This window comes from Nocardiopsis oceanisediminis (assembly GCF_048595525.1).
Classification (GTDB): domain Bacteria; phylum Actinomycetota; class Actinomycetes; order Streptosporangiales; family Streptosporangiaceae; genus Nocardiopsis_A; species Nocardiopsis_A oceanisediminis.
Genome location: NZ_JAFMZJ010000001.1, coordinates 3,084,612 through 3,103,243, shown reverse-complemented (window position 1 = coordinate 3,103,243; position 18,632 = coordinate 3,084,612). Strand labels below are relative to the sequence as shown.

Below are 18,632 nucleotides of genomic sequence, written 5' to 3'. Positions count from 1 at the left end.
CTGAGATCGTTGACGGGAGAAGCCCGCTCCCCCCCGATGATCTTGGGGCTATCAGAGCGCTCTGATAGCCCCAAGATCATCGGGGGAAGGGCGGGGGGCGGGGTGTTCTTCTGCGCCTACCGCCCTTTTCCCATCAGCGACCTGAGGCCCGCGGCAGCGCCCGCGCCGGCAAGAGGCCCCGTCGGCGCGGGGACGGCCCGGGCGGCTCAGTCCCGCTCGTCCATCAGGCCGCCGCGGTAGGCCCAGGCCGCGATCTCCACCCGGTTCCGGGCGCCGAGCTTCGCCTGGACGCTGGCCAGGTGGGTCTTGACCGTGCTGAGCGAGACGAACAGCCGCTCGGCCGCCTCGACGTTGGTCAGCCCCTCGGCGACCGCCCGCACCGTCTCCTTCTCCCGCTCGGTCAGGCCGCGGTCCTCCGGCTCGCCCCGCCGCACGGTCCGCTGCCGGGTGAACCGGCTGAGCAGCCGCACCGTGATCTTCGGCGAGACCAGGGCGTCGCCGCGCACGGCGGCGCGCACCGCCTCGATGAGCAGTGCCGGCCCGGCGTCCTTGAGCAGGAATCCGACGGCGCCGCCCTCCAGCGCGGAGTAGACGTACTCGTCCAGGTCGAAGGTGGTCACCACGACCACCTTGACCGGGTCGGCCACCCCGGGGCCGGCCAGCCGGCGGGTGGCCTCCAGCCCGTCGATGCCGGGCATCCGGATGTCCAGCAGGGCGACGTCGGGGCGGAGTTCGCGGGCCAGCCGCAGCGCCTCCAGTCCGTCCCCCGCCTCGCCGACCACCTCGATGTCGCCCTCGGCCTCCAGCATGTACCGGAACCCGGTCCGCACCATCTCCTGGTCGTCGGCCAGCACCACCCGGATCGTCACCGCGCACCTCCTTCGTCCTCCGCGGGCTCGGCGGGCAGCTCCGCCCGCACCAGCCACCCCGGGCCGCCGGGGACCGGCCCCGCGTCGAACTCGCCGCCCAGGAGCCGGACCCGCTCTGCCATGCCGATCAGACCGTATCCGCCCTCCCCCGCGTGGACCGCCCCGGCGCCCCGGCCGTCGTCCCGCACCTCCAGAACGGCGCGCCCGCCCCCGGTGCGCAGCCGGACCAGTACCCGGGTGGCGCCCCGGGCGTGCCTGCGCGCGTTGGTCACGCCCTCCTGGGCCATCCGCAGCACGGCGGCCGAGGCCTCCGAGGGCAGCGCTGCGGCGCCCCCGTCGAGGTCCACCTCCACCCGGGGCCGCCCCATGTCGCCCTGGGCCTCCAGCGAGCGCAGCGCGGCGGGCAGGTCGTGGGAGTCCAGCGGGGCGGGCTCGTCCTCCTCGCGGAGCGCACCGACCATGCGCCGCATCGCGGCCAGCGCGCTGCTGCCGGCCCGCTCGATGTCGGGCAGCGCGGCGGCCACCCGCTCCGGGTCCCGGTCGGCGATGTGGCGCAGCGCCTGGACCTGCACCACGATCCCGGAGACCTGGTGCGCGACGACGTCGTGCAGGTCGCGGGCGAGGACCAGGCGCTCCTCGCGGCGGATCTCCTCCACCCGCCAGGTCCGCTCGTGGTCGCGCCAGCGGATGTACAGCCCCGGGGTGAACATCACCATCCCGGCGAAGAGCAGCCAGCCGGACTCGCCGATGCCCCAGCCCGGCGAGCGGAGCGGCATGGTGAGGAAGGCCGCGGCGACCGCCGCCGCCATGACGGCCAGGGAGGTCCGGGAGGCGCGCGAGGCGACCGCGGTCACCGCCAGGAAGATCCCGAGCAGCTCGGTCATGCCCATCGAGTAGCCGTAGGCGCCGAACTCGCCGGTGGACAGCACCAGGCTGGTGGCGAACACCGCGGCCGGGGCGAGCGGGGCGACCAGCTCGACCCGCCGCACCGGTGCTCCGGGCGGCAGGGCGACCAGCCCCGCCAGGCAGGCCAGCAGCCCGGAGGCGGGGATCACCGCATCCCGGAAGGAGGGCTCGGGGCCGTAGTAGTCCGGGCCGGGGGGCGGCTGGCTCAGCCAGGCCTGGAAATCGATCAGGAAGGCGACGCCCATCAGCGCCAGGGCGCCGGCGATCGGCAGCGCCCCCAGCCTCCCCAGGGCCGACCGCCCCGCCGCCTCGGCCGCCCGCCCGCTCCCCCTGCTTCGCATAAGCCAAGGTTAGGGCCGGGAACAGCGGCGCCGCCTCGGCCGATCGGCCGAGGCGGCGGTGTGCTCCGGGCGCGGGGAGGCCCGCGGGCCCGCTAGTAGCTCGTCGTGTCGTAGGAGCCGGAGCCGGACTCGGAGAGCACGGACAGCAGCCCGAACCCGCCGTAGAGGACGAAGAGCAGGATCGTGAGGAGCAGGCCGATACCGGCCATGATCCAGCCGATCAGCGCGCAGGTCTTGGAGGCCTTCGGGTTGGAGGTCGTCATCACCGCGGAGACGATCCCCAGCACCAGGCCGACGATCGCGAGCGGCCAGCACATGCAGAAGCTGAGCACCGAGGCGACGATCACGCCGACCGCGTTGCCCATGCTGGCCGGCGGCTCGCCGTGCCCCATCGGCGGCGGAGGCGGGGGCGGGCCCCCATGCCGCCGCCGTAGCCCCCTCCGGGAGGCGGGGGCGGACCGTAGCCGCCCGGGCCCTGCGGGGGAGGCGGACCGTACCCGCCGGTTCCGTAACTCATGCTCGCCTTCTCCAGCTTCGGTCTGTATCCGCCGGAAGGGGATCCTCCCGGCTCGCGCCGCTCGGCCCCGGCGGGCGATCGGATCCTGGGCGATCGTTCCGGGCGGTCCGGGGCAGGCCGGACGGAGCGGGGGTCACCGGGAGAGCGGGCCGTCTCGAACGCGGCTCTGCGCGCGGCGACCCTACCACCCGGCGACCGGAACGGGGCCGCCCCGACCGGGTCCGGTCGGGGCGGCTCCAGGCGCTGCGGGACGGGCCCGCTAATAGGTGGTGGGCGTCGATGCCGCGATGAAGAAGGAGAAGATGATGTAGGCGATCGACAGCACCAGGCCGATGCCGAACAGGATCCACCCGATCAGCGAGCAGGTCTTGGACGCCTTCGGGTTGCTGTCCACCATGACCAGGGAGACGATCCCCAGCACCAGCGTCAGCACGTTGCAGCAGAGGACGCCGACGACGATCAGGCCGATCGCGCTGCCCTTGCTGGCGGGCGGCTCGCCGTGCCCCATCGGCGGCGGAGGCGGAGGGGGACCCCCCATCCCTCCACCGAAGCCTCCCGGCGGGGGAGGGCCCTGCCCGGGAGGCGGGGGCGGCGGAGGCGGCCCGTACCCGCCCGTTCCATAACTCATACTCGCCTTCTCCAGCCATGAGTGAGGGTTGCCAGAACCGGCCCGGTGAATTTTCACGAGCGGCCTGCAGATGTTCTCACCTCTGATGCGCGTCCGGTGCTCCCGGTTCCAGGTCCGGGCGGATTCGTTACCGGCCCGTTCCCATTGCCGCCGCGGCGCGGCTTGTGCCGTGATCGCCCGATTGCGTCCCGAAGCGCACCACCGTATGTTCACGGTGCGGCCCGGAGCCCCTCCCCTCCGCGCCGGCCGCCGCGATCGCCGCTCCGGCGCCCGCCCCTGTCCCCTCCTAGCCCGGATGAGCCCCACGTTGGAGATCCCGTTCCGGTTCCGCCGTCCCGATATCGCCCGCCTGCGGGTGCCCGACCCGCTCCGGCGCGCCTCCCCGCGGCACGCCCTGGCCGGCCTCACCGCCCTGGCGCTGCTCGCCGTGCCGGCCGCGGCCGCGGTGCGCACCGCGCCGGCCGCCGCGCCGGCCGAGGCGGTCCCGGAGTCCGTCGCCGGGGCGGAGACCGTCGAGTACCGCGTCGAGCAGGGCGATGTGGCGGTCTCCGCCTCCTATCCGGAGGTCCCCGGCGCCCCCGCGTTCGGCGGCGAGGTGCGCACCGCCATGGCCGAGGCGCAGACCGCGTTCCTCGCCGAGCACGGCTCCGGGGACGGGCCGGCCTCGCTGGAGCAGCGCTCCGAGTTCCTCGCCGCCTCCGGGAAGGTGCTGGGCGCCCGCATCGTCCGGGAGACCTCGGTGGGCGGCGACACCCGGGTGGAGACCACCACCCGCTGGTTCGACGGCTCCGCCGGGCGGGCCCTGCCGTGGACCGCGCTGTTCGGCGGCGCCGACCAGGTCGCCGCGCTGGACGCCGCGGTGGCCCGGGCGCTGCGCGAGGAGGCCGGGGTCGCCCCCGGGGACATGCCGGCCGGCCTGGTCTCCGACGGCGGCACCGAGCCGCCCGCCGGCTCCGGGGGCGGGGAGGCGCCGCCGGTCGACGCGGAGGCGGCCCGCGCCCTGGCCGAGGAGTACGCCGGCTCGCCGCTGCAGGACGTCGCCTTCGACACCGCCGGCGGCCTGGTGGTCACGGTCGCCCGGGGCGCCTCCGGGGAGCTGCACGTGCCGGTCGACGGCGATCGGGCCGCCCCGCTGCTGTCCGAGTTCGGGGTGCGGGCCCGCGATGCGGTCGCCGCAGGCGCACCGCTGGACCTGGAGGACTCCGGCGGCGCGCCGGGCGCCTCCCTGGACTGCGCCCGGGTGCCGTGCGTCGCACTGACCTTCGACGACGGCCCCGGGGAGCACACCGCGCGGCTCCTGGACGAACTGGACGCCTACTCCGCGAAGGCCACCTTCTACCTGCTGGGGCAGCTCGTCGGGGAGGACCCGGAGGTGGTCCGGCGCATCCACGACGAGGGGCACGAGCTGGGCAACCACTCCTGGAAGCACGACGACCTGGCGAACAAGTCCGGCGGCGCGGTCGCCGACGACCTGGAACGCACCGCCGAGGCCATCGAGGAGGCCGCCGGGGCGCCGCCGCTGACCATGCGCCCGCCCTACGGGTCCTTCAACGGCACCACCCTGGAGAACGCCGGCGCGCCGGTGCTGCTCTGGGACGTCGACACCCTGGACTGGCAGTCCCGGGACAGCGGCAAGGTCGCCGACACCGCGGTGGAGGGCACCCGCCCGGGGAGCGTGGTGCTGATGCACGACATCCACGCCTCCACGGTCGACGCGGTTCCCGAGATCCTCCGCCGGCTGCACGCCGAGGGGTTCCACTTCGTCACCGTGCAGGAGCTCTTCGCCGGCACCGGGCTGGAGGACGGCACCGCCTACCACAGCCGCCCGGACCCCGCGGACCAGGGCTAGATCGTTGACGGGAAGAGGCGGCGGGCGCAGAAGGACACCCGCCTCCCCGCCCTCCCCCCGATGATCTTGGAGTTGCGGGGCCGTCAGAGCGCTCTGTCGGCCCCGCAACTCCAAGATCATCGCCCGAGGCGGGCTTCTCCCCTCTGCGGCTCCTGGCTCCCCGCAGGGGGCGCCCCCTGCTCCGCGGATCGCCGCGCCCCGGAGCCCGTTCCCGGCCGCCGCACGGCCCTCCGGCGGCGCGCGAATTTTTTCACCGCACCTGAAGTGGCAGAACGTCGCTATTCCCGAACTAAGGGTTGTCAGGGCGATGACCGGACGCCTATAACTGTCTAGTGGCCCGCACGGTACGGAAGAATTATGGGCGGAGGGGAACCTCTTCTTCCAAGGGCCCACCCCCTTCTCTTCCGCCGCTCGCGCTCTAATGATCCCCCGCAGCCCTGCGCCGTGCGTGCCGTCGAACAGATTTTGCGAATGAATCACCGATTAATTCTCGGCAACAGCACGAAGTGACACGGAAGGATTTTCCGATCACCAGCCGGAGAACAGAATACGTTCTCGTTTTCGGGAGGATCGTTTGACGCTCCCCGACCAGTCACTCGACTTCACGCGCGTCCTGCTCGGCAGGAGCGCCGTCAGGGACTTCACGAAGCAGCCGGTCGAGCCGGAGGTGCTGCAGCGGCTGCTGGACGCCATGGTCGCCGCCCCGTCCGCCGGCAACGTCCAGGCCTGGGCCTTCGTGGCCGTCCAGGAGCCGCGCAACCTGAAGCTCCTCCGGGCCTTCGCGCCCGGCATCATCCAGCCGGCGCCGCTGATCGTCGCCGCCTGCTTCGACCGGTCCCGCGCCGTCAAGGACGACGGCGAATTCTGGGACGAGGGACTGCTGTGCGTGGCCATGGCGGTGGAGAACCTTCTTCTCGCCGCGCATTCCGCGGGGCTCGGCGGATGCCCGGTCGCCAGCTTCCGCCGCGAATCCGTACAGGAAATCCTTGAACTGCCGAAACACCTGGAGCCCATCCTCCTGGTGTCCATCGGCCATCCGGCGCGCCCTCTGGCGTCGCCGCCCCGCCGCGACCGCGGCGAGGTGATCAGACATGAAACCTGGGGGAACCGTGACGCAGACCACAACTGAGGAAGTGACCGAGGAATTGGTCCTCCTCGCGACGCATCTGCTCAATTGTGCACGCGGCCTTTTCAACGAGCCCCAGGCCTACGGCCCCATACGCTGCCTGGACGCGGCACGCAGGACTTTCGTCATCGCCGAGAAGGCCGGCCTCCGCGACGAGAGGCTCGCCGACATCCGAGCACGATTGGACGACTTCATGTGCGGCCCCATGGAATACCACGACCTCGCCGCCTTCCTGGACGAGCTCTGCGCGACCCTGCTCACCGCGCTGAAGGAGTCGGACGTCCTCTCCTCGACCGGCGGGGAGCGGGGATGAGCCGCAACTGCACCCCCCAGGAGGCCGAAGCCGGGGCCGCCGCGCACCATGGGAGCGATACCACCCGCACGCCCGCAGACGGCGCCCTCGGCGGGGCCGCGTTCGAGGTGGACGCGGCCACGCCCTCCTGCCGGCGGATCTTCGAGCGCGGGGAGCACCTGCTGGTCGGGGTGAGCGCGGGGAACTCCTACTTCAGCGCGGAGCGGGTGGGCGCCCTGCTCTCCTGGGCCGTCCCGCGCTTCGAGCGGATCGACGTCGTGTACGTCGACACGCACATGGACACCATGCTGGAGGCCCTGGGCTACCCGCCGGCCTCGGTGCGCAAGCGGGTCAAGGCCCAGCTGAAGGACGTGCGCCGCAGGCTCCGCCGGGGCGTGGAGGCCGCACCGGGCGCCGCCGATTCCGTCGTGGTCCGCCCGCTCTCCGAGTACGTCCCCCTCCCCGCGTACGCCGAGGCGCTGCGCTCGGTCGACCGGCTGCTCGGCGAGGACGAGGAGCTCATGCACGCCTGCGAGGAGCAGGTCACCGACTTCTACAAGGACCGGGCGGACGGCACCGCGCTGGTCTCCTCCGAGTCGGAGATGTTCGAGGCGGGGATGGCCTACGTCCGGGCCGAGTTCCCCTTCTTCCTGAACACCCCGGAGATGACGGGGGCCCGCTCCTCGGTGACCTGCTACCACAAGATGATGCCGATCGCGAAGGCCCTCTTCCGGGAGGGGTCCCCGATCCCCCGCCACCCGGAGCAGGGCTTCATCGTGGTCCGCCCGACCGGGCCCGGTACCGAAGAGGGGGAGGTGGCCGGTGCTCCAGGAGTATGACGCGGTCGCGGAGAGGCACCTCGACGTGGAGCGGGTGTTCGGGACCTACCGGCACCTCGTGGAGATCCCCTCCCTGCTCCGGGCGCTCGGCGCGGTCGAAGGGCTCTCGGTGCTCGACGCCGGCTGCGGCACCGGCGACCACACCCGGCTGGTCGGGCGGCTGGGCGCGGCGCGGGCGCTGGGGGTGGACTCCTCTCCGGCCATGATCGAGGTGGCGCGGCGGAGCGAGCGGAGCGACCCCTCGGGGGCCGAGTTCGAGGTGCACGACATCACGGACATGCCGGTGCTCGGCTCCTTCGACGCCGTGCTCGCCCTGGCCGTGCTGCACTACGCCGAGGACGCGGCGGCGCTCCGGCGGATGTGCGAGCGCGCCCACGCGAACCTCGCGGCCGGGGGCCGCCTGCTGGCCTACGTCGCCAACCCCGAGCTGCCCGTGGGCGCGGTCCAGTTCAACGGGCTGGTGGTGGACCGCTCCGAGGACCCGGCCGACGGCGCCCCGTACCGCCTCACCTTCCCGACCGTCCCGCCGACCACGGTGCCCGCCCGGTACTGGAGCCGGCGGAGCATCGAGGAGGCGCTCCGGGCGGTCGGCTTCTCCACCGTCACCTGGGAGCCCCTCGAGGGGATCCCGGGCGGCGTCCACTCTCCCATCAATCTGCTGGTCAGCGCGGCGAAGGGCTGACCAGGAACGGGGCCGGAGGGCGGTTCCGCCCGCCCGCCGGCCCCGGCGGAGCCCGCAGCCGGGCCGCCCCGGGATGCGGCACCGCGTCCGGTGGGCGGCGTCCGCCGGCCGGGCTCACAGCGCCCGGGAGGGCTCTCCCTCCTCCCGGTCGGCGGGGTCCTCCCCGTGGTCGCGGTAGGCGCGCCGGGTGCGCTCGGTGTGCTCGCCCATCAGCCGGGCGGCCAGGGCGCCGTCGCCGGCCTCGATGGCGTCGATGATGCCGGCGTGCTCGTCCCAGGAGGCCGCGCCGCGGCGGCGGGCGATGGGGGCGTAGTACCAGCGGACCCTGCGGTCGACGCGGGCGGCCAGCTCGGCGAGGACGCCGTTGCCGGAGGCCTCGGTGAGGGCGCGGTGGAAGCCGGCGTTGGCGGTGACCGCGCCATCGACGCCGTCGCGCGCGGCGGCCCGGGCCCCGTCCCTGCACAGCGCGCGCAGCCGGGCGACGTCCTCGGGGCCGGCGTGCCGCGCGGCGAGCCGGGCCGACTCGGTCTCCAGCAGGGCGCGGACGGCCAGCAGCTGGTCGGCCTCGCTCTCGGTGGGGGTGTGCACGAACGCCCCGTAGCCGGGCCGGAGCTCGACCCAGGCCTCGTTGCTGAGGCGCTGCAGGGCCTCGCGCACCGGCTGGCGCGAGACGCCGAGGTACTCGGCGAGCTCGGTCTCCACCAGGTGCCTGCCGGGCGGCAGGGCGCGGGTGGTGATCAGGTCGAGCAGGGACTCGTAGACCGCTTCGCGCAGCGGCACCGGCCGGCGCAGCCGCCCGGCGGGGCGGTGGTCGGTCGACTGGGGGGACATGCGGGGCCTCCGGTTCCTCGGCCGAGCCGGTCTGCGGGACGCGTGGGCTCTGTAGACAGTGTACGAAATGCGCTTCCCCTTCACCCCTCCGTCCCGGAGCCGGAAAGAAGCGGAGAAGTTCGCCTCCGAGCGGGTTCCCCGTTCCTTCTCCCCCTGGGCGGTGGCGGCGGCCGCACCGCTTTCTCAGAATACTGTATACAGTATCTCTTCCGACGGGAGAAGGGACCGCCCATGAGAATCGCCGTCCTCGGAGCCGGCGCCATCGGCGCCTACGCCGGCGCCGCCCTGCACCGCGGGGGCGCCGAAGTGCACCTCATCGCCCGCGGCCCGCACCTGGAGGCGCTGCGCGCCGACGGCGTCCGGGTGCTCAGCCCGCGCGGCGACTTCACCGCGCACCCGCCGGCCACCGACGACCCCGCCGAGGTCGGACCGGTCGACTACGTGCTGCTCGGCCTCAAGGCCCAGCACTACGCGGGTTGCGGCCCGCTGCTCGCCCCGCTGCTCGGCCCGGACACCGCCGTGGTCGCCGCGCAGAACGGCATCCCCTGGTGGTACTTCCACGGGTTCGACGGGCCGCTGGCCGGCCGGCGGGTGGAGGCCGCCGACCCCGGCGGCGCGGTCAGCGCGACCGTCCCGCCCGAGCGCGCCATCGGCTGCGTGGTCTACGCCGCCACCGAGATCGAGCGCCCCGGCGTGATCCGGCACATGGAGGGGACCCGCTTCTCCATCGGCGAGCCGGACCGCACGGTCTCCCGGCGCTGCCTGGACTTCTCCGCCGCGATGACCGCCGGCGGCCTCAAGTGCCCGGTGGAGCCGGACATCCGCGAAGACGTCTGGGTGAAGCTGATGGGCAACGTCGTCTTCAACCCGCTCAGCGCGCTGACCCGGTCGACCATGGCGCAGATCTGCGCGGCCGGGGGCGCCGCGGCGACGGCGCGGGCCATGATGCGGGAGACCCTGGACGTCGCCGCGCGGCTCGGCGTGCACCCCTCGGTCTCCATCGACCGGCGGATGGCCGGCGCCGCGCGCGCCGGCGACCACCGCACCTCCACCCTGCACGACGTGGAGCGCGGCCGCCCGATGGAACTGGACGTGATCCTGTCCGCCGTGGTCGAGCTGGCAGAGGCGACCGGCGCCGAGGTGCCGGCGCTGCGCACCGTCGACGCGCTCGCCCGGCTGCTCAACGACCGGCTGCGGGAGGGGGCGGTGGCACCGGCCGCGCGGCCCCGGACCGCCGCGCCGGCGGGCTGAGCCCGGCGCTCCCCGCCCCGCGGCGCGGCCTTGCCCCGCGGCACAGCGGATGAATACTGTAGACAGTATCGTCCAGCGCCGACCTCCCGAACCGGAACCGGCGGGCCCTCCGGCCCCCTGGAGAACGACCCCCTGCGAGGACACGATGCGATCGGACCGGCGGACCACCGCCTACGAACGACTCACCGCGCCCCTCGTCCGCGAAGGCGGCGAGCTGCGCCCGGCGACCTGGGAGGAGGCGCTCGACCGCGCGGCCGCAGGGTTCCGCGGGGCCGTCGACCGGCACGGCCCCGACTCCTTCGCCATGCTCTCCTGCGCCCGCTCCACCAACGAGATGAACTTCGTGGCCCAGAAGTTCACCCGCGTCGTCATCGGCACCAACAACGTCGACTCCTGCAACCGCACCTGCCACGCCCCCAGCGTCGCCGGACTGTCCGCGGCGTTCGGCTCCGGCGGCGGCACCTCCTCCTACCGCGAGGTGGAGGAGACCGACCTGATCGTCGTCTGGGGCGGCAACCCGAGGGCGGCCCACCCGATCTTCTTCCAGCACGTGCTCAAGGGGGTGCACCGGGGCGCCCGGCTGTTCGTGGTCGACCCCCGGCGCACCGCGACCGCGGAGTGGGCCGACCGCTGGCTCGGCCTCAACGTCGGCACCGACATCCCGCTGGCGCACGCGGTGGGCCGCGAGATCATCCGCGCCGGCCTGGTCAACGAGGCGTTCGTACGCCGGGCCACCACCGGCTTCGAGGAGTACCGGAGGCTGGTGGAGCCGTGGACGCCCACCGCGGCCGAGCGGGTGACCGGGGTGCCCGCCGAGGCCGTCCGCGAGCTGGCGCACGCCTACGCCCTGGCCGAGCGGGCCCAGCTCTCCTGGACGCTGGGCATCACCGAGCACCACAACGCCACCGACAACGTGCGCGCGCTGATCAACCTGGCGCTGCTCACCGGGCACGTCGGGCGGTACGGCTCGGGGCTGCAGCCGCTGCGCGGGCAGAACAACGTGCAGGGCGGCGGCGACATGGGCGCCATCCCGGACCGGCTGGCCGGCTTCCAGGACATCCTCGACGCCGATCTGCGCCGCACCTTCGAGGACGCCTGGGGGGTGCCGATCAGGCCCTACAGGGGCCGCAACCTCACCCAGATGTTCGAGGGCATGGAGGAGGGCGCGGTCAAGGCGCTCTACGTGATCGGCGAGAACCCGGTCCAGTCCGAGCCGGAGACCGAGACGACCCTGCGCCGGCTGCGCGAACTGGACCACATGGTCGTCCAGGACATCTTCCTGACCCGCACGGCGGAGCAGGCCGACGTGGTGCTGCCTGCCAGCGCCGCCTGGTGCGAGTCGGACGGCACCTTCACCAACAGCGAGCGCCGCGTGCAGCTGGTCCGCAAGGCGGTGGACCCGCCGGCGGGCGCCCGGGACGACATCGAGATCATGTGCGAGCTGGCCGCGCGCCTCGGCCACCCGTGGCAGCGGCCCAGCTCCGAGGAGGTCTGGGACGAGCTGCGCTCGCTCTCCCCGATCCACCGCGGGATGACCTACAAGCGGCTGGAGGAGAACCAGGGCATCCAGTGGCCCTGCTTCTCCGAGGACTCCCTGGAGCCGAGCTACCTGCACGGGCGGCTCTGGGCCGAGGACCCGGCCGACCGCGGTGAGCCGGCCCCGTTCGGCCTGGTCGGCCACTCCCCTCCGGTCGACCTGCTGGACGAGGACTTCCCGTTCCGCCTGACCACCGGCCGCCGCCTGGACGACTACAACACCGGCGTGCAGACCAGGGGGTTCTCCTCCCCGCTGCGCCGCGGGGAGCTGCTGGACATCTCCCCCGAGGACGCCGCCGCCCTGGACGTCGCCGACGGCGAGACGGTGCGGGTCTCCTCCCGCCGGGGCTCGGTTCTGGTCCCCGCCTCCGTCTCCCCCGAGCTGCGGCCGGGCCTGGTCTTCATGACCTTCCACTTCCCCGACCAGGTCGACACCCAGCTCCTCACCATCGACGCCACCGACCCGCTGGCCGGCACCGCCGAGTACAAGGCCGCCGCGGTCCGCGTGGAGAAGGTCCGCCCTGAGGCCGCCCCTCAGGCCGCGACCGGCTGACCGCCCCGCCCGGGGCCCGGGGCCCGCCGGACGAGCGGGCCCCGGGAGCGGGAACAGGCTCAGGGGAGGGAGGCGGGATGGACTGAAGCTCTCCACCCGGGCGCGGCGCCTTACGGGGCGAGGGTTCAGGCCGGCGGCGACGGCACAGGTAGGGGCAGGGCCGGGCGCCCCGGCCGGGCGCGGCACCCCACGGAGTGAAGGTTCAGACCGGCGGCGACGGCGAGGGTAGGGCCGGGGCGAAGGCCCCACCCGAGCGCGGCGCCTCGCGGAGTGAAGGCGCAAACCGGCAGCGACGGCGCAGGCAGGGGCGGGGCCGGGCGTCCCGGCCGGGTGCGGAACCCCACGGGGTGGGGGTTCAGACGGGCGGCGAGGGCGGGAGTGGGCCGGGGCGGTGTTCACCGGTCCGCCCCGGGCGCCCGGCGGGGGAAGCGGCGTTCCGGGGAAGGGCGCGGGCCCTCCGTGCCGGTGGAGGGGGGTGTGTCCGCTTTGCCGGATCGCGGGCGGGGTCGGGCGGGGCGGGGGCGCCCTGCGCACCCCCGCAGCAGGCCCGATGACATCTACCGGCGAGTAGCAGCCCCGGAAGCCCCCATCACCCCTCGTCGGTCACTCAGAGTGACCGAAGCGGGGCCCGCCGGGGGGATAAATGCGGCATCCCGCCCCCTCGCCGCCCCTCCACGGGGTTCCGGCCCCGCCCTTCCGGCCTTCCCGGCGGCACGGATCCCCGGCCGCCGCCCCGATCAGGGCCGTTCCGACCTTCCGGGGCCCGTTCCGGCCCGGGATGCGCACCCGGGAATCACCGGGGTGCTCTCGCGGTGCGCAGGCCGCCCCCCACCACCGTCACTGCCCGTGTTCACCCAGGTCAGGGTGGTGTCGGTGGTCGCCGGGCGGCCCGCCCCGCCACCGGGGCGACGCGGGCGCGGCGATCCCGCCCCCTCACCCGCCACCACCGGCCAGAACCGCTCTGCCGCACGCGCCCCGCCGCCCCTCGGCCCGTTCCCGCTCTCGCCGCCTGCTTGAACCTTCGCCTCGTGGGGCGCCGCGCCCGACCGACCGGCCGGCACGCCCCCTGGCCTCGCCGCCGGTTTGAACCTCCGCTCCGTGGGGCGCCGCGCCCGGCCGGGACGCCCGGCCCCGCCCCTACCTCCGCCGTCGCCGCCCGCCTGAACCCCCGCCCTGTGGGGCGCCGCACCCGGGCGACGCCTGAACCCCGTCCCCACCCGCGCCGCCGCCACAGTCCTCGAACCACTCCCCCGGCAAGGGAGACCGAAGCCGGGAAGCCCGACAGAAGAGAGAGCCCCGGGCGCGCCCCCTGGGCCGGCGGAGGCCCATCACGTGCGCCCGGGGCCCGGTCCGGCGGGATTCCGGCGGAGGCGCGCGGAGGCGCCCCGAACATCGGAGACGAATTCACCGGAATCGGGGGTTGCCGACCAACCGACACTCAGCATACTGTAGCCGGTATACAAAATCCTGTGATGTGGCTAACACGTCGATACCTGCTCTTTCGGACACGGAGAGGTGAGCGGGGAACGTGGATCTTCAGCACCTGGAAGCGCCGCCGACCGACACCGAGCGCGCCGCGGTCGACGCACTCCTCGGACCGGCCGGGTCCGCCTGGGAAGGCGGCGACCGCACCGAAGGCGACCTGCGCCGCGCCGACGGCGGGCACGCCGCGCGCGCCCGGCGGGACCTCCTCCTCCCCGCGCTGCACGCGGTCAACGACCGGATCGGCTGGGTCAGTGAGGAGGCCCTGGGCTACATCTGCCGGCGGCTGACCGTGCCGCCCGCCGAGGCGTACGGCGTCGCGACGTTCTACTCGATGCTCTCCCTGCGCGAGCGGCCCCGCCGGCAGGTGCACGTGTGCACCGACATCGCCTGCACCGCCCGCGGTGCGCGGCGGCTGCGCGCCGAGGTCGCCGAGCGCCTGGGCGGGCCCGGCCACGCGCCGCGCTCCGGGCCGCCGGAGGGGGCGGCCCGGCCCGGCGGCGCGGAAGGCCCGGATGCGACCTGGGCGGAGAGCCCCTGCCTGGGGCTGTGCGAGCGGGCTCCGGCCGCGCTCGTGCTGGAGGCCGGGGAACGGCCGCGCTACGCGGTCGCCGCGCCCGCCACCGCCGAGGAGGTGTGCGGGCCGGCCCTCCCGGAGGCGGCCCCCGGCGCCTCCGCCGATCCCGCCGGCACGGACCGCGCCGGCCGGACGGACCGCCCGAACGGCGCCCCGCCCGGTGGCGGCCGGGCCGCGCCCCGTACCACCTTCTCCCCCGACCCGCTGCCCGGCCCCGCGCCCGAGCCGCCCCCGGAGGCGTCGGTCCCCCAGGCCGGGGACCCCGGTCTGGTGCTGCTCCGGCGGATCGGCACCGCCGACCCCGAGGACCTGGACTCCTACCGCGCCCACGGCGGGTACACGGCGCTCCGCCGGGCGCTGCTGCTGGGCCCCTCCGGGGTGATCCGGGAAGTGACCGACGCCGGCCTGGCCGGGCGCGGCGGCGCGGCCTTCCCCACCGGACGCAAGTGGGCGGCCACCGCCCAGCGCCCGGAGATCCCGCGCTACCTGGTGTGCAACGCCGACGAGAGCGAGCCCGGCACCTTCAAGGACCGGGTGGTCATGGAGGGCGACCCGTTCTCCCTGGTCGAGGCCATGACCATCGCCGGGTACGCCATCGGCGCGCGGACCGGCTACCTCTACATCCGCGGCGAGTACCCGCGGGCGCTCTCCCGGCTGGAGAACGCGATCGCCCAGGCCCGCGCCCGCGGCCTGCTCGGTCCGGACGTGCTGGGCTCGGGGTTCTCCTTCGACATCGAGATCCGCCGCGGCGCGGGCGCCTACATCTGCGGCGAGGAGACCGCGATCTTCAACTCGATCGAGGGGCTGCGCGGCGAACCGCGCAGCAAACCCCCGTTCCCGGTGGAGTACGGCCTGTTCGGCCGCCCCACCGCGGTGAACAACGTCGAGACGCTGGTGAACGTGCTGCCGATCCTGGAGACGGGCGGCCCCGCCTACGCGTCGATCGGGGTGCCCGGCTCCACCGGCCCCAAGCTGTACTGCGTCTCGGGGACGGTGGCCCGCCCCGGCGTCTACGAGCTGCCGTTCGGGGCGACCCTGCGCGAGCTGCTGGACCTGGCCGGGGGCCGCCCGGCCGGCCGGGATCCCCGCGCGGTGCTGCTCGGCGGGGCGGCCGGCGGCTTCGTCCGCGGCGACGAGGCGGACTTCCCGCTGACGGTGCAGGGCGCCCGCGACGCCGGGACCACCCTCGGCTCGGGTGTGGTGCTAGTCTTCGACGACACCGTGGACCTGCCCGCCGTGCTGGTGCGCATCGCCGCGTTCTTCCGGGACGAGTCCTGCGGGCAGTGCGTCCCGTGCCGGGTGGGCACCGTCCGCCAGGAGGAGGCGCTGGTCCGGCTCTCCGGCGGAGCCGGTACCGGCACCGAGCTGCCGCTGCTGCGCGAGGTCGGCGAGGCCATGCGCGACGCGTCCATCTGCGGGCTCGGCCAGACCGCGTGGAACGCCGTGGAGTCGGCGATCGACCGGCTGGGCGTGTTCGCGGAGACCGCCCCCGCTTCCCCCACCGCTCCCGAGGAGGCCCCGTGAGCACGGCCCGAACCCGCGTCGCCCCGGTCCCGCTGGGCCTGCCCCGGCGGCTGGTCGACATCACCCTGGACGGCGAGCAGGTCCGCGTCCCGGAGGACTCCACCGTCCTGGACGCCTGCGGCGCGGTCGGCACCGAGGTGCCCACCCTGTGCTACGGCGACACGCTCACCCCGCGCAACGCCTGCCGGGTGTGCGTGGTGGAGGTGGAGGGGGCCCGCACCCTGGTGCCGGCCTGCTCGCGCAAGGTCGAGGAGGGGATGGAGGTGCGCACCGACTCCCCCCGGGTCCGGCACAGCCGCCGGCTGGTGCTGGAGCTGCTCGGCTCCTCGGTGGACCTGTCCACCACCCCGGGCGCGGCGGAGTGGAACGAGCGGTACGGGGCCGACCCGGACCGGTTCGGGCCGCGTGCCGAGCCCGCGCCGCTGGGCGAGCGGGACGCCCGGCACGCCGGCGAGCACGAGGCGGGCGACGGGTCGGCCGCCGCCACCGTGGAGCAGCCGGCCAAGGACGACAACGACCTCTACGTGCGCGACTACGCCAAGTGCATCATGTGCTACAAGTGCGTGGACGCCTGCGGCGAGCAGTGGCAGAACACCTTCGCGATCGGTGTGGCCGGGCGCGGCTTCGACGCCCGCATCTCCACCGAGCACGACGTGCCCCTGCCCGATTCGGCCTGCGTGTACTGCGGGAACTGCATCGAGGTCTGCCCGACCGGGGCGCTCTCCTTCACCACCGAGTTCGACATGCGCGCCGAGGGCACCTGGGACGAGTCGCGGCAGACGCGGACGACCACGGTGTGCACCTACTGCGGGGTGGGGTGCAACGTGACGCTGCACGTCCAGGAGAACGAGATCGTCAAGGTGACCTCCCCGCACGACAACCCGGTCACCCACGGCAACCTGTGCATCAAGGGCCGGTTCGGCTTCCAGCACGTGCAGCGGGACGGCGAGCGGGCCGACCGCAGGGGGCGGAGCGGCGGAGGACCCGGGAGAATGGGATGAGCCGCACACGGGCGCGCCGGTTCCGTGGCGGGCAGAGCACCGGGGAGGCGGAGGCCTTATGGGACGCGTGACGACCCGCGAGAAGGTGCTGCGGATCAGGGACGGATCCGCCGGCGACCGCGCGGACACCCTCGTCGTCGAGGAGCCGATGGAGATCCGGTTCGGCGGGGCCCCGCTCACCGTCACCATGCGCACCCCCGGCCACGACTTCGACCTGGCGGCGGGGTTCCTGGCCGGCGAGGGGGCGGTGGCGGCGGCGCGCGACATCACCGCGATCCGCTACTGCCTGGGCACCGCGGCGGACGGCTCCAACACCTACAACGTGGTGGACGTGGCGGCCGCGCCGCACGTGCCGCCGCCCGCCGCGTCGCTGGAGCGGAACTTCTACACCACCTCCTCCTGCGGGCTGTGCGGCAAATCGAGCATCGACGCGGTGCACACCGCGGTCCGCTGGGAGGTCGCCGAGGACCCGCTGCGGCTCACCCCGGAGGAGCTGTCGGCCCTGCCGGACCGGCTGCGCTCGGCCCAGCGGGTGTTCGACCGCACCGGCGGGCTGCACGCCGCCGGCCTGTTCGACGCCGGCGGCGAGCTGCTCTGCCTGCGCGAGGACGTCGGCCGGCACAACGCGGTGGACAAGGTGGTCGGCTGGGCGCTGCGCGAGGACCGGCTGCCGCTGCGCCGCACGGTCCTGATGGTCTCCGGGCGCGCCTCCTTCGAGCTGGTGCAGAAGGCGCTGATGGCCGGGATCCCCGCCCTGGCCGCGGTGTCGGCGCCCTCCTCCCTCGCCGTCGAGCTGGCCCGCGCCCACGGCCTGACCCTGGTCGGGTTCCTCCGGGGCGCCTCCATGAACGTCTACGCCGGCCGGCACCGGATCACCCTGGAGGCGGCGTCTCCGACGCCGATGGCGGCCCAGCGGTGACCCCGGCCGGGCCGTAGGCGCGGGACCGGCCGGCGCTCACCGAGCCCCCGGCGCCGACCGGTCCCGACACCCCGGTGCGCTTCACCGGTGAGGCGTTCTGGTGACCTTTCCCCACGCGGATTAGGCTGGTTCCCGCAAGGTGTTTCGAAAATCGATCATTCGCCGGACAGAGGGGCGGGGTGCTTTCTACGATGGCCGGGGACCGCAAAGGAGCACCGATGTCCGCCACCGCGCCGGAACTGCCCGACGTCTTCAAGGCCGCCCCCGAGGAACCCCTGCGGAGCGTGGCCGGTCGGATGGCCGAGATGCTCCCCCCCGGCTACCGGGTGGAGATCCTCGGAGGAGAACTGGTCGTGTCCCCCACCCCCTCGTACGGCCACAACCGGCACATCACCCTGATCCGCAGGCAGATCGAGGCGCAGCTGCCCGACTCCCTGCTCGCCATGGAGGTCCTCTCCACCGGGCTGAGCGGCAACAGCGGCGACCTGGCCACCCCCGACCTGATCGTCGTGCCCGACACCGATTCAGACCGCCTTGACCGGGAATGGCTCCTGGCTCCGGACGCCGTCGAGTTCGTCATGGAGGTCGTCTCCCCGGGGAGCAGCAAGACCGACACGGTCGCCAAGGTCGACCGGTACGCCTCCTGGGCCATCCCGATCTACCTGCTGGTCGACCCGCGCGACGGCACGATCGTCTGCCGGTCGGATCCCCGGGACGGGGAGTACCGGGCGGTCTGCCGGTTCGCCTTCGGTGACATGGTGAAGCTCCCCTCCCCGCTGGAGGGCGTGCGCATCGACACCGCCCGGCTCCGCCGCTACCCCTGAGCCGCCGCCCCTGACGCCCCGGACCGCCGCCCCCTCCCGGTGCCATCGGTGTCGCGGACCTGTCGGCGCGCCTCGCCGGGGCCGC

General features: G+C 74.5%; 16 protein-coding genes. 11 read left to right on the top strand and 5 right to left on the bottom strand.

Annotation, left to right across the window (positions count from 1 at the left end):
• Positions 1-206: 206 nt before the first annotated feature.
• The 4 genes from J0910_RS13655 to J0910_RS13640 all read right to left on the bottom strand — a co-directional run bounded on the left by J0910_RS13655 (position 207) and on the right by J0910_RS13640 (position 3,171).
• Positions 207-869 carry a response regulator gene (locus tag J0910_RS13655; RefSeq protein ID WP_420158877.1) on the bottom strand — a complete coding sequence of 221 codons (663 nt, stop codon included), beginning with the start codon at positions 867-869 and terminating at the stop codon, positions 207-209.
• A complete protein-coding gene (locus J0910_RS13650; RefSeq protein WP_420158876.1) occupies positions 866-2,116 on the bottom strand; it encodes a sensor histidine kinase in 1,251 nt (416 codons plus the stop codon). Before J0910_RS13650 ends, J0910_RS13655 begins: the two co-directional genes overlap by 4 nt.
• Positions 2,117-2,208: 92 nt before the next feature.
• On the bottom strand, positions 2,209-2,508 hold the full coding sequence (locus J0910_RS13645) for a hypothetical protein (RefSeq protein ID WP_420158875.1): 300 nt from the start codon (positions 2,506-2,508) through the stop codon (positions 2,209-2,211).
• 384 nt (positions 2,509-2,892) lie between these two features.
• Positions 2,893-3,171 carry a hypothetical protein gene (locus tag J0910_RS13640; RefSeq protein WP_420158874.1) on the bottom strand — a complete coding sequence of 93 codons (279 nt, stop codon included), beginning with the start codon at positions 3,169-3,171 and terminating at the stop codon, positions 2,893-2,895.
• Positions 3,172-3,556: 385 nt separating this feature from the next.
• Between J0910_RS13640 and J0910_RS13635 the strand changes: the two genes are divergently transcribed.
• The 5 genes from J0910_RS13635 to J0910_RS13615 all read left to right on the top strand — a co-directional run bounded on the left by J0910_RS13635 (position 3,557) and on the right by J0910_RS13615 (position 8,049).
• On the top strand, positions 3,557-5,110 hold the full coding sequence (locus J0910_RS13635) for a polysaccharide deacetylase family protein (protein WP_420158873.1): 1,554 nt from the start codon (positions 3,557-3,559) through the stop codon (positions 5,108-5,110).
• Between the two features lie 574 nt (positions 5,111-5,684).
• Positions 5,685-6,239, top strand: coding sequence for a nitroreductase family protein (locus tag J0910_RS13630; protein WP_420158872.1), 555 nt, complete (start codon positions 5,685-5,687; stop codon positions 6,237-6,239).
• Between the two features lie 4 nt (positions 6,240-6,243).
• Complete coding sequence (locus tag J0910_RS13625) at positions 6,244-6,549, top strand: DUF6092 family protein (RefSeq protein WP_420158871.1); 306 nt, start codon at positions 6,244-6,246, stop codon at positions 6,547-6,549.
• Positions 6,546-7,367: a tRNA-dependent cyclodipeptide synthase gene (locus J0910_RS13620; protein ID WP_420158870.1), complete on the top strand. Its 822-nt coding sequence runs from the start codon at positions 6,546-6,548 to the stop codon at positions 7,365-7,367. The genes J0910_RS13625 and J0910_RS13620 overlap by 4 nt, the downstream gene beginning before the upstream one ends.
• Positions 7,351-8,049, top strand: coding sequence for a class I SAM-dependent methyltransferase (locus tag J0910_RS13615; protein WP_420158869.1), 699 nt, complete (start codon positions 7,351-7,353; stop codon positions 8,047-8,049). Before J0910_RS13620 ends, J0910_RS13615 begins: the two co-directional genes overlap by 17 nt.
• Before the next feature lie 114 nt (positions 8,050-8,163).
• Here the strand turns inward: J0910_RS13615 and J0910_RS13610 are convergent, their stop codons facing one another.
• Positions 8,164-8,880: a GntR family transcriptional regulator gene (locus J0910_RS13610; protein WP_420158868.1), complete on the bottom strand. Its 717-nt coding sequence runs from the start codon at positions 8,878-8,880 to the stop codon at positions 8,164-8,166.
• 231 nt (positions 8,881-9,111) lie between these two features.
• Between J0910_RS13610 and J0910_RS13605 the strand changes: the two genes are divergently transcribed.
• The 6 genes from J0910_RS13605 to J0910_RS13580 all read left to right on the top strand — a co-directional run bounded on the left by J0910_RS13605 (position 9,112) and on the right by J0910_RS13580 (position 18,547).
• Positions 9,112-10,131, top strand: coding sequence for a 2-dehydropantoate 2-reductase (locus J0910_RS13605; RefSeq protein WP_420158867.1), 1,020 nt, complete (start codon positions 9,112-9,114; stop codon positions 10,129-10,131).
• Between the two features lie 145 nt (positions 10,132-10,276).
• Positions 10,277-12,220, top strand: a complete 1,944-nt coding sequence (locus tag J0910_RS13600; protein WP_420158866.1) for a molybdopterin oxidoreductase family protein — start codon at positions 10,277-10,279, stop codon at positions 12,218-12,220.
• Between the two features lie 1,528 nt (positions 12,221-13,748).
• Positions 13,749-15,803 carry an NAD(P)H-dependent oxidoreductase subunit E gene (locus J0910_RS13595; protein WP_420158865.1) on the top strand — a complete coding sequence of 685 codons (2,055 nt, stop codon included), beginning with the start codon at positions 13,749-13,751 and terminating at the stop codon, positions 15,801-15,803.
• Positions 15,800-16,804 (top strand): 2Fe-2S iron-sulfur cluster-binding protein, encoded by a 1,005-nt coding sequence (locus tag J0910_RS13590; RefSeq protein WP_420158864.1) that lies wholly within the window; start codon positions 15,800-15,802, stop codon positions 16,802-16,804. Before J0910_RS13595 ends, J0910_RS13590 begins: the two co-directional genes overlap by 4 nt.
• A gap of 58 nt (positions 16,805-16,862) precedes the next feature.
• Entirely contained in the window at positions 16,863-17,723 is an 861-nt protein-coding gene (gene fdhD / locus J0910_RS13585) for a formate dehydrogenase accessory sulfurtransferase FdhD (RefSeq protein ID WP_420158863.1), read from the top strand.
• A gap of 218 nt (positions 17,724-17,941) precedes the next feature.
• Positions 17,942-18,547, top strand: a complete 606-nt coding sequence (locus J0910_RS13580; protein WP_420158862.1) for a Uma2 family endonuclease — start codon at positions 17,942-17,944, stop codon at positions 18,545-18,547.
• Positions 18,548-18,632 lie beyond the last annotated feature (85 nt).